Origin of the sequence: Nocardioides lianchengensis (assembly GCF_900101465.1) — a bacterium.
GTDB classification, from domain to species: Bacteria; Actinomycetota; Actinomycetes; order Propionibacteriales; family Nocardioidaceae; genus Nocardioides; species Nocardioides lianchengensis.
In genome coordinates this window covers 167,443-178,944 of record NZ_FMZM01000004.1, presented here as the reverse complement: position 1 = coordinate 178,944, position 11,502 = coordinate 167,443, and the positions used below count along the sequence as shown (strand labels likewise).

General features: G+C 72.7%; 6 protein-coding genes. 2 read left to right on the top strand and 4 right to left on the bottom strand.

Features of this window, described 5'->3' with window-relative positions; translation table 11 throughout:
- Nucleotides 1-22 precede the first annotated feature (22 nt).
- Nucleotides 23-1,507 (top strand): DUF7059 domain-containing protein, encoded by a 1,485-nt coding sequence (locus BLT76_RS08820; protein ID WP_308632308.1) that lies wholly within the window; start codon nucleotides 23-25, stop codon nucleotides 1,505-1,507.
- Between the two features lie 6 nt (nucleotides 1,508-1,513).
- On the opposite strand, the gene BLT76_RS08815 is transcribed toward BLT76_RS08820, so the two are convergent.
- Nucleotides 1,514-2,281 carry a hypothetical protein gene (locus tag BLT76_RS08815; RefSeq protein ID WP_090853954.1) on the bottom strand — a complete coding sequence of 256 codons (768 nt, stop codon included), beginning with the start codon at nucleotides 2,279-2,281 and terminating at the stop codon, nucleotides 1,514-1,516.
- 89 nt (nucleotides 2,282-2,370) lie between these two features.
- Nucleotides 2,371-7,329, bottom strand: a complete 4,959-nt coding sequence (locus tag BLT76_RS08810; protein ID WP_090853951.1) for a beta strand repeat-containing protein — start codon at nucleotides 7,327-7,329, stop codon at nucleotides 2,371-2,373.
- 204 nt (nucleotides 7,330-7,533) lie between these two features.
- Here BLT76_RS08810 and topA point away from each other — a divergent pair, with 204 nt between their 5' ends.
- Nucleotides 7,534-10,245, top strand: coding sequence for a type I DNA topoisomerase (gene topA, locus BLT76_RS08805; RefSeq protein WP_090853949.1), 2,712 nt, complete (start codon nucleotides 7,534-7,536; stop codon nucleotides 10,243-10,245).
- Between the two features lie 131 nt (nucleotides 10,246-10,376).
- Here topA and BLT76_RS08800 read toward each other — a convergent pair whose 3' ends face one another.
- Nucleotides 10,377-10,955, bottom strand: a complete 579-nt coding sequence (locus BLT76_RS08800; RefSeq protein ID WP_139175454.1) for a hypothetical protein — start codon at nucleotides 10,953-10,955, stop codon at nucleotides 10,377-10,379.
- Nucleotides 10,939-11,448: a SigE family RNA polymerase sigma factor gene (locus BLT76_RS08795; protein ID WP_244509325.1), complete on the bottom strand. Its 510-nt coding sequence runs from the start codon at nucleotides 11,446-11,448 to the stop codon at nucleotides 10,939-10,941. Before BLT76_RS08795 ends, BLT76_RS08800 begins: the two co-directional genes overlap by 17 nt.
- Between the last annotated feature and the right edge of the window lie 54 nt (nucleotides 11,449-11,502).

Sequence of the window (11,502 nt, the reverse complement as noted above, 5' to 3'; positions counted from 1 at the left end):
GACGGGCTCCTAGGCTGTGCGGGTGACCTCCAGCGACCTGCCCCACCGGCTCCGCGACGCGCTGACCGCGGCGTCCTTCACCTACGACGCGGTCGCCGAGCTCCTGGGCCCGCTGGCCCACGACGCGCTGGCGCGCAACGAGACCCGTCCCGGGGTACGACGGACCGCGGGCGGGTCGCCGCTGGAGACGCTGGTACGGCTGTTCCTGCTGCAGCGACCGGTGTCCGCGAGCCAGGCCGAGACCGCGCTCCCCGGGCTGGTCGACCGGCTGGCCGTCGAGGGGATCCTCGAGCAGTCGATCGGCGAGGTGGCCGCGCGGCTCGACGTACGCCCGTATGCGACGGAGGGGCTCGATCTCTGGGTGGTCAGCGACCTGACCCCCGGGCTGGACGGCGGACCGCAGCGGGTCGGGCCCGAGCACGTGCTGGGCATCAGCCCGGCGTCGACGTCGCTGGCCCAGCTGACGCTGCGCGACCCGGTCGCGCGGGCCCTCGACCTCGGCACCGGCTGCGGCGTGCAGGCGCTGCACCTGGCCGCGCACAGCACCTCGGTCGTGGCGACAGACGTCAACCCGCGCGCCCTGTGGGTCACCCGGTTCAACACCGCGCTCAACGACGTCGCCGAGAAGGTCGAGGTGCGCGACGGGTCGTTCTTCGAGCCGGTGCGGGGCGAGCGCTACGACCTGATCGCCACCAACCCGCCGTTCGTGATCTCGCCGGCGACGGGGGAGCGCCTGGTGTACCGCGACTCCGGGCTGCCCGGCGACCGGGTGGTCGAGGACATCGTGCGGGCCGCCCCGGACCACCTCACGCCCGGTGGCTGGTGCCAGGTGCTGGCCAACTGGGTCATCGACCGCGACCGGCCGTGGGACGAGCGGCTCGCCGGCTGGCTGGCCGACGACTGCGACGCGCTCGTGGTGCAGCGCGAGGTCGTCGACCCGGCCCGGTACGTCGAGCTCTGGCTCAAGGACGCGGGCCACCACGGGGGACCCGACTACGCGCACCGCTACGACACCTGGCTGTCCTGGTTCGACGAGCAGGGCATCGAGGCGGTCGGCTTCGGCTGGGTCAACCTCCGCAAGCGCTCCGGATCCGACACCGGGGCCGGGGCTCCGGCTCGCGAGCTCCTCGACTGGCCGTACGACGTCGAGCAGCCGATCGCGCCCGCGCTGGGCGCCTGGGGCGACGCCGTGGACGCCCTGGCCGACGGGGTCGGACCCGACTCGCGGCTGGTCGTGCGCAACGACGTCCGTCAGGAGACCGTCGGCGCCCCCGGCGCCGAGGACCCCGAGGCGGTCGTGCTGCGCCAGCAGCGCGGGCTGCGCCGGGCCCGTCAGGCCGACACCGTGGAGGCGGCGCTGGTCGGTGCGTGCGACGGCGAGCTCGCCGTCGGCCAGATCCTCGACGCGGTCGCCCAGCTGCTCGAGCGCGACGCCGAGGAGACCCGGGCGACCTACCTCCCGGCCGTGCGCGAGCTGGTCGCCCAGGGCTTCCTCGAGCCGGCGTAGGACGACTCAGTCGGCGGCCGCTCGGGCGCGGTCGCGCAGCCGGACCAGCTGCTCGCGGGTCGCGCCCAGCAGGACGTCGGCGCGTCCGAGCGGCAGCAGGTCGGGCACGCCGGTGGGCCGACCGCTCCACGGCTGGCCGCGGAAGCCGCGCAGCGCCGCGGCGACCTCGTTGCCCGCGGTCGACAGGCCGCCGCTCAGCCCCAGCGTGTCCTGCACGGTGCCGATCCGGCGTGGACCGGTGGGCTGGAAGAGACCGTTGGCCTTGCCGACCGCCCAGACCAGGCCACCGGCCAGGTGCGCGGCGGACTTGGGCCGCGTGACCCGGGTCGGGTCCTCGACCCACAGGGCGAGCAGCGCGTGCCGGAGCGCGACGGACGTCTCGGGATCGAACCACCGGTCGGCCACGACGTCGAGGAGCGTGGCGGTGGTCTCGACCCACTGCCGCGACCTCTCGTCCGGGAAGTCCGTGGGGAGGTCGGTCGTCTCGTCGCCCAGGGGCTCGGCGTCCAGCGCATCCACGGCGGCCGCTCCGCCGCAGAGGTAGGTCAGCCAGTCGAGGACGCGCACGTGCTGGGGCGGCTCGGGCGGCGGGGGCGGCGGGGCCGGTCGCTCGACGTACTGCTCCCACGCGGTGTCGCGGGCGTGCTCGTGACGGGTCTCGACGAGCCGGCCGCCGACGTAGACCAGGTGGGTGACGCGGTCGGCGAGGTCGATCGGTGGCTCGGCGTAGGGGGAGGGGTAGGGGTCGTAGCGGTCGTCGTACCAGTCGTGCACGGGAGCCTCCGAGAAAAGGGCAGGGGCGGGCCGTGCCACCGTGGCACGACCCGCCCCCGACGCGTGGAGCTCGTCCACAGGCCCCTGGATCAGGCCTTGATCCTGACCGTCTTCTTGATCGGCGCGACGTTGGCGTCGCCGCCGTAGGTGATCGTCAGCTTCCGCTTGCCCTTCTTGAGCTTCTTCAGCTTGATGACGACCTTGCCCTTGCTCTTGGCCTTCAGCGTGGTCGCGCCGACCTTCTTCTTGCCGTCCTTGACCACGATCGAGCCCAGCGGCCGCTTCAGACCGGGGACCTTCACGACGACGGTGAGCTTGCCGCCCTTGTAGGTGGCGACCAGCTTCGGCACCGCCTTCGGGACCTTGATCCCCTTGCTCGTGAAGACGATCGGTGCCCGGGTCGCGCCGTCGGGGTTCGGGTCCTCGATGGTGATCCGGTAGCTGACCGTGCGCCCGCCGGCGACGGCCGGGATCGCGAACTTCTCGAAGAGGTCGCCGTCGCTGTAGTCGTCGGCGGGCCGGCCGTCGATGAACCACTCGATGGTGACGTAGTCCTGCCACCCGGGGGTGGACCGGAAGTCCGGGCTCCAGGTGCCGAGGCTCGTGGTGATGGTCTTGCCGACCAGCACCTTGCCGCTCACCTTCGGGGCCGAGACCATCCGCGGGGCCGTGAGCAGCAGCTGCACGTCCTCCAGGACACCGGCCTCGATCCCCACACCCGGCGCGGTGATGGCGCCGCCCGCGGCGACCGTCACGACGGCGTACGCCGTGGTCTCGGCGTCGGCGTTCAGCAGCCACGTCGTGGCCCTGCCGGCCTTCTCGTAGCGCAGGTTGTACCGGCCGACCGGGACGTTGATGGAGAAGGTGCCCTCGGCGGTGGACGTGCCGACCCCGGCCTGGGTGCCGGTCCCGGCCTTGAACGCCCGGACCGTGGCACCGGCCAGCGGCTCCCCGGTCTCGTCGCTCACCGTGCCGCGGATCGCGTAGACGCCGGTCGACTTCGCCAGCACGACGTCGTCGAGGCCCGAGGTCAGGACCTCGCCGTCCACCTCCGACAGGGTGCCGTCGTTCGCCACCTTGATCGAGGTCGGCGCGGTCACGCCACCGTAGAAGGTGCCGTCCCAGGTGGTGCCGCCGACCGCGCGGCCGACGTACTCGATCGTGTAGGTCCCGACGGGCAGCTTCAGGGTGAAGGTGCCGTTGGCCGCCGAGGTCGTGGCGATCGCCGGCACCTCGGTGTCCGTGGTCCTCGCCCGCACGGTGATGCCGGCGAGCGGGTTGCCGGCGCCGAGCACCCGACCGGTCAGGTCAAAGTTGGTCGTGCCGCGCAGCGTCACGCCCTCCAGCGCTCCACCGGGGACGGGGTCGCCGCCGACGATGCTGACCGCGCCTCCGACGGCGACCACGACCTGGGCGGTCGCGCCGTCGCCGTTGAGCAGGTACGCCGTGGCGAAGCCGGTGCGGGTGAACTTGATCCGGTAGGTGCCGGCCCGCAGGGCCAGCGCGTACGCGCCCTCGTCGTCGGTGAGGACCGGGGTGACGGCGGCGCCGGGGGTGACGACCTCGACCGACACGCTGACGCCGCTGAGCGGGTCGCCGTTGGCGTCGGCGACGTCACCCGAGAGCGGGTACGTCGTGTCGGCGGTCGCCACGCTCAGGGTGGTGTCGCCGAGCGCGCCGCCCGCCTTTGGGACGTCGTTGACGGAGACGGCGTTGCCCTGGCCGACCTTGACCGGGGTGGACGCCGCGGGCGTCGCGCCGCCGTAGTAGGTCTGGACGTAGGCCGGAGCGGCCGCACCGTTGTCGGTGAACCGGACCGTGTACTCGCCGATCTTCAGGCCGGAGACCGACCAGGCACCGCTGGCGGTGGTCGCGGCCGAGACCCCGACCCGGCTCTCCGGGGCGAGGTCGCCCGCGGGGAAGACCTCGGCCACGATGCCGGCGACGCCGCTGCCGTTCGCGACCACCCGGCCGTTGATGGCGGTGCCGGCGGTGGCGTCGGCCAACGTCATCGACTCCAGGGTGGCCGGGGTGACGATGCCGCCCGAGGCGACGACGACCTGGATCTCAGGCTCCCCTGCGCCGGGGTAGGTGGCGCCGGTGAACCCGGACTTCGCGAAGGTCAGGCGGTAGGTGCCGACCTTCAGCAGCAGCCGGTAGCGACCGTGGTCGCCGAGCTCGCCGTCCGCGCCGGTGACGGCGCTGGCGAGGGTGCCGGATCCGTTCTGCGGCGTCGCGGTGACGGTGGCGCCGTCGATCGGGTCGCCGGCCTCGTCGAGCAGCTCGCCCACGACGGGGTACGTCGTGTCCGTGCCCTCCTTGGCCATCTCGGTCTCGCCCACGGCCCCGCCGGGGGCGGGGACGGTGGCGACGGTGACCGCGTTGCCCTGGCCGACCTTGACCGGCGCTGCCGTCCCGAGCTCGCTGCCGCCGAGGAAGGTCTGGATGTAGGTGTTCGCGTCCGCCACCTTGTCGGTGAACCGGACCGTGTAGGTGCCGATCTTCAGGGTGTTGAGCGACCAGGCACCGAGCGTGCCGGCGTTGGTCGCGGTCGTCGCCGTGGCGACGGGGGTGCCGGAGACGTCGCCGTACGGGAAGACCTCGACGGTGATGCCGTTGACGCCGGCCCCGCCGGACACGACCCGCCCGGAGAGGACCGCGTCGCCGGTGGCGTCGGCCAGCTCGACCGGGGCCAGCTCGGCCTCGGGGGACGGGGTGGTCCCGATCAGGACGGTGCCGTCGAGGTTGACCTTCACGTCGACCGGGGTCAGGTCACCGCCGGGGTAGGTCGCGTTGGTGAACCCGGTGCGGGCGTAGGTGACGCGGTAGGTGCCGGGCTTCAGCAGCAGCCGGTAGCGCCCGTGGTCGCCGAGCTCGCCGTCGGCACCGCTCTGGACGACCACCTGGTTGCCCACCGGGGTGGGCGTCTGCGGCACGGCGGTGACGGTGACGCCGTCGAGCGGGTCGTCGTTGGCGTCGGTGACCTCACCGGTCACCGGGTGCGGGGTGTCGGCGGAGGAGCGGGACAGGGTGACCGCGCCCAGCTTGTTCTCGGCCACCGGGACACCGGCGACCTTGGCCACGCCGCCCTGGGCGATCTCGACCGGAGTGGCGGTGGCGCCGCCGTACCAGGCCTTGTCGTAGGTGTTGGCGCCCGAGGCGCCGGAGAACTCGACGACGTAGGTGCCGACGACCAGGCCGTCGACGCCGCTGAGCGACCAGGCGCCGGTCGCGCCGGTGCTGGTGGTGCTGGCGACCGCGGTGGTCAGGTCACCCTCGCGGTAGGCCTTGACGGTGATGCCGGGCAGGCCGGCGGTGCCGTCGGTGACGGTGCCGCTCAGCGCGTACTCGGTCTTGCCGGCGACCTCGGTCTCGCCGAGGTCGCGGCCGGCGATCGGGGTCGCGTTGACCGAGATCGTGCCGTTGGCGGCGACGGTGACGACCGCGGTGGCGTCCCCGCCGCCCTGGTACGTCGCGTTCTCCCAGTCGGTCCCGCCGGCGACGTGGATCTCGTAGCTGCCCGGCTTCAGCTGCAGCCGGTAGCGGCCGTGCGCGCCGGCCGCGCCGTCGTCGCCGCTCTCGTCGACGTCCCCGGTGCCGGCACCCTGGGGTACGGCGCTGACGGAGAGGCCGTCGATCTCGGCGCCGTTGACGTCGATCACCGAGCCGAGCACGGGGTGGGTGGTGTCGGCGCTGGAGAGCGAGAGCTTGACCGGGTCGAGCGCGTCGACCGCCGTGCCGCCGACCTTCAGGGCGCCGCCCTGGCCGACCTGCACCTCGACCAGCGAGGTGGAGGAGTACGTCGTCGGCGTCGGGACGTTGTCGACGTACTCGAGGTCGTAGGTGCCGACGGGCAGGTTGAGCGTGTAGGAGCCGGTGCCGTCGGTGGTGTCGGTGTCGACCACGTCGCCGGCGTCGGTCGAGCCGGTCGGGAAGGCGCGGACGGTGATGTCGGCGATCGGGGTGGTGTCTCCGGAGACCTGGACCAGGCCGGTCACGGCGTACGGGTTGCTCACCAGGAGGACGTCGTTGAGCCGGTTGGCGACCAGCGGCTCGCCGGCGCTGGCGGAGAGGGCGCCGGTCGGGCCGACGGTGACGGTCGCGGGCGTGGTCTGGCCGCCGTACCGGGTCGAGACCCAGCCGGTCTTGGCGAAGGCGACCCGGTAGGTGCCGGGCTTCACCGAGACGGTGTAGCGACCGGCGTCGTCGCCCTCGGGGGCCGTGGTGCCGGTGCCGGAGTCGGTGCTGCCGCCGATCGGGGTGACGCTGACGTCGACGCCGCTGACCGGGTCGCCGTTGGCGTCCACGACCGCGCCGGCGACGGGGAACTCGGCGTCGGCGGGCGGGGTGGCGAGCTTGACCGTGGTGAGCGCGCGGTTGCCGGTGACGGTGACGTCGACCGGCTCGGTGCCGGTGCCGTCGTACCAGGCGGGGACGTAGGTGCTGCCGGGGTCGGTGTAGCGGACGTGGTAGACGCCGGGGGACAGGATCAGGGTGTAGGCGCCGCTGCCGTTGGTGGTCGCCGTCGCGACCGCGTCCTCCTCGTCGCCCGGGTGGTAGGCCGCGACGTTGATCCCCGTGAGCGGGGTGCTGCCCGCGTTCTGGACGACGCCCGTGACGGAGTAGGTCTGGGTGCTGGAGAGCTGGACCTCCTCGAGCTCGTTGCCCTCCAGCGGCTCGCCGTCGACCGAGAGCTGGCCCTCGTCGTCCACGTCGACCTGCAGCGGCTCCTCGCTGCCGCCGTACAGGGCGGTGGTGTAGCCCGTCTTGGCGAACTGCAGCCGGTAGCTGCCCTCGGCCAGCGGCAGCGTGTAGACGCCGCCGCCCGCGGTGGTGGTCTGGCCGGCGCTGGTGGTGAACGCCGGCGCCGCCAGCGCGGTCACGGTGACGCCGTTCAGCGCGGCGCCGAGGCTGTCGGACACCGAGCCGCTCGCGGCGCCGGGGACAGCGTGGGCGGGGGCGACGCCGACGAGGGAGGCCAGAGGGACGGCGAGCACGGTGGCCAGCAGGAGCACCAGGGCGCGGAGGGAGCGGCGGGGGGAAGGCATGGAGGGGGTCTCCTCGGTCGTGGCACGGACTGACCCATGCTGGCGACACCTTCGGGCCCGCGAGCCCTTCCTGGAGGAGTTGCCCGGGGAGGACTAGACCAGTCGTCGAACGGTCTCGCGGAATGCTCCGTCGCCGGCACGCGCTACCGTGACTGGCCGTGAGCCCCCTCGTGGGGATCCAGGACGTTCGAGGAAAGAGCAGCAGTGGCACACAAGTTGGTGATCGTCGAGTCCCCGGCGAAGGCCCGCACGATCGGCGGGTACCTCGGTCAGGGGTACGTCGTCGAGTCCTCCATCGGCCACATCCGGGACCTCCCGCAGAGCGCGGCGGACACCCCGGCCAAGATCAAGGACAAGCCGTGGGGTCGGCTGGCGGTCGACGTCGACCACGGCTTCGAGCCCTACTACGTGGTGCCGCGCGACAAGAAGGCCCACATCGCCAAGCTCAAGACCCTGCTCAAGGACGCCGACGAGCTCTACCTCGCCACCGATGAGGACCGCGAGGGCGAGGCGATCGCCTGGCACCTCCTCGACGAGCTGAAGCCCAAGAAGGGCGTCCCGGTCCACCGGATGGTCTTCCACGAGATCACCAAGCCGGCGATCCTGGCCGCCGTCGAGAACCCGCGCCAGATCAACGACGACCTCGTCGAGGCCCAGGAGGCGCGCCGGATCCTCGACCGCCTCTACGGCTACGAGGTCAGCCCGGTGCTGTGGAAGAAGGTCATGTCCGGCCTGTCCGCCGGTCGCGTCCAGTCGGTCGCGACCCGGCTGGTCGTCGACAAGGAGCGCGAGCGGATGGCCTTCCGCGTCGCGTCGTACTGGGACCTCGAGGGCACCTTCGACGCCGGCAGCAAGCACGAGCAGCGGATGTTCCCGGCCAAGCTGCACTCCGTCGACGACGTGCGGGTCGCCCGCGGCTCCGACTTCGGCCAGGACGGGCAGCTGAAGGCCAGCGCGAACGTCGTCCACCTCGACCGCACCCGCGCCGAGGCGCTGGCCTCCGCGCTGCAGGACACGACGTACGACGTCCGCTCGGTGGAGTCGAAGCCCTACCGGCGCTCGCCGTACGCGCCGTTCCGCACGACCACCCTGCAGCAGGAGGCCGGCCGCAAGCTCGGGATGAGCGCGTCGGTGGCGATGTCGGTCGCGCAGCGGCTCTACGAGAACGGCTTCATCACCTACATGCGTACGGACTCGACGACGCTGTCGGACAGCGCCGTCGGCGCGGCCCGGGCGCAGGTCCGCGAGCTGTACGGCGCCGAGTACGTCCCCGACAGCCCCCGCGTCTACGCCTCGAAGGTCAAGAACGCCCAGGAGGCGCACGAGGCGATCCGGCCCGCCGGCGACACCTTCCGCACCCCCGCGCAGACCGGCCTGACCGGCGACCAGTTCCGGCTCTACGAGCTGATCTGGATGCGCACGGTCGCGTCCCAGATGAAGGACGCCGTCGGCAACTCGGTCACCATCCGCCTCGGCGGGGCCGCGGCCACCGGCGAGGACGTCGTGTTCTCGGCCAGCGGTCGCGTCATCACCTTCCACGGCTTCCTCAAGGCCTACGTCGAGGGCACCGACGACGACTCCGCCAAGGACGACGCCCAGACCCGGCTGCCGAACCTCACCCAGGGCGACGCCGTCTCCGCCGCCTCGGTGACCGCGAACGGCCACGAGACCAAGCCGCCGGCGCGCTACACCGAGGCCACGCTGATCAAGGAGCTCGAGGAGCGCGAGATCGGGCGGCCCTCGACGTACGCCTCGATCATCGGGACGATCCTCAACCGCGGCTACGTCTACAAGAAGGGCACCGCGCTGGTGCCGGCCTGGCTGGCCTTCTCGGTCACCCGGCTGCTGGAGGAGCACTTCCCGCGGCAGATCTCCTACGAGTTCACCGCGCAGATGGAGGACGTGCTCGACGAGATCGCGGCCGGTCGCAAGACCCGCGCGGAGGAGCTGGCGGAGTTCTACTTCGGCTCCGGCGACGTCGAGGGCCTCAAGAAGCTGGTCGACGAGCTGGGCGACATCGATGCCCGCGAGCTGGCGACCTTCCCGGTCGGCGGCCCGGACTCCGGCATCAACCTGCGGGTCGGCCGCTACGGGCCCTACCTCGAGGGCCCGGACGACGAGGGCAACCCGATCGGCAAGCGCGCCAACGTCCCCGACGACCTGCCGCCCGACGAGCTGACCCTGGAGAAGGCGACCGAGCTGTTCGCCAACCCGGCGGGCGAGGAGATCGAGCTCGGCGTGCACCCCGAGAGCGGGCTGCACGTGGTCGCCAAGAACGGCCGGTTCGGGCCCTACGTCACCGAGGTGCTGCCCGACGACGCGCCGAAGTCGGCCAAGCCGCGCACCGGCTCGCTCTTCAAGTCGATGACGCTCGACACGGTCTCGCTCGAGGACGCCGTCAAGCTGCTGTCGCTGCCCCGTGTGGTCGGCGCCGGCGAGGACGGCGAGGAGATCACGGCCCAGAACGGCCGCTACGGGCCCTACCTGAAGAAGGGCACCGACTCGCGCTCCCTCACCTCCGAGGACCAGCTGCTGACGATCGGTCTCGACGAGGCGCTGCGCATCTACGCCCAGCCCAAGCAGCGCGGCCGGGCCGCGGCTGCCGCGCCGTTGAAGGAGCTCGGCAACGACCCGGTCTCCGGGCAGCCGGTGGTCGTGAAGGCCGGCCGGTTCGGCGAGTACGTCACCGACGGCGAGTACAACGCCACCCTCCGCAAGGAGGACAGCGTCGAGTCGATCACCCTCGAGCGTGCGGCCGAGCTGCTCGAGGAGCGGCGCGCGAAGGGTCCGGCCAAGAAGGCGGCCAAGAAGGGCGCGAAGAAGGCGCCGGCCAAGAAGGCCGCGGCCAAGAAGACGACCGCCAAGAAGACGACTGCCAAGAAGACGACCAAGAAGGCCGCGGCCAAGAAGTCCTGACCGCGGCCTCGGTGGCCGGGGGGCGCCGCGGCGGCCCCCGGGAGAGTTTCATCGGCTGGCCGATGAAACTCCTGCCTGGACGATGAAGCTTTGTCGTCCCGGCGTGAGCTTTGTCGGCCAGCCGATGAAACTCACGCCGGCGCCGGAGAGCGTCGGCCGACGCCCTTCAGGAGATCGACCATGTCCTGCTCGCTGAGTCCCGCACCGGGAGCGGTGAGCGACATCAGCCGGCCCTCGTTGCGGGTGGGCGCCTTCAGGTAGAGCACCGCCTCGCCCGACCCGTCGGTGGTGACCCAGGCCCGGGCCGGGTCCATCTCCGGGAAGTCGACCTCGCTCGCGTCCTCGGGCACCGACGCCGGCGAGGCCAGCGTGAAGCTGATCGGCTGCTCGCTGAGGCCGCGCTCGTACGACAGGGTCATCCCCATCACCTGGAACTCCTCGGTCACGACCTCCCCGGCGGAGGAGGGGGCGGTCGAGGGAGGGGCGGACGGGGCGGCCGGGGGTGGCGGGGTGGGGGCATCGGGGGCCGAGCCGCCGACCACGACGGCCGCGGCGGCGACGGCGGCCGCGGCGGGCAGCGTGACCATGCCGATCCGGCCCCACAGCGGGGTCGCGCGCACGGTCGGCACCGGGCCGTCGTACGTCAGGTCGTCGGCGGCGTCGTGGAAGGCGACCCGCAGGTCGCGGGTGAGGTCATCGTCGGTCAGCATCGGCGTTCTCCTTGGTGGGGGCGAGCACGGACCGGAGGCGGTCCAGCGCGCGGGCGGTCTGCGACTTGACGGTCCCCTCGGAGCAGCCGAGCGCCGCCGCGGTGTCGGCGACGCTGAGGTCGTCGAAGTACCGCAGCACCAACACCGCCCGCTGTCCGGCCGGCAGCTGCCGGGCCGCGCGCAGGAGGCGGTCGCGGTCGGCGACCCCGTCGGTCACCGGGACGGCCACATCGACCTCGAGGGGCGCCTCGCCGGGTCGACGGCGCAGGTCGCGCCACCGGTCCTTGGCGAGGTTGACCACGACCCGGCGGGCGTACGCCGCCGGATCGCGCCGGGCGGTGGACCATCGGCGGGCGGTCCGCAGCAGGGCGGTCTGCACGAGGTCCTCGGCGTGGCCGCGGTCCCCGGTCAGGAGGTACGCCGTGCGCAGCAGTCGGTCGGACGCGTCGTGCACGAACGTCTCGAACGAGCGCTGGTCGGCCCGGCTGATCACTGGTGGCTCCGTCTTGTCACACCCCCCAGAACTCCGACCCACGCCGTCAGGTTG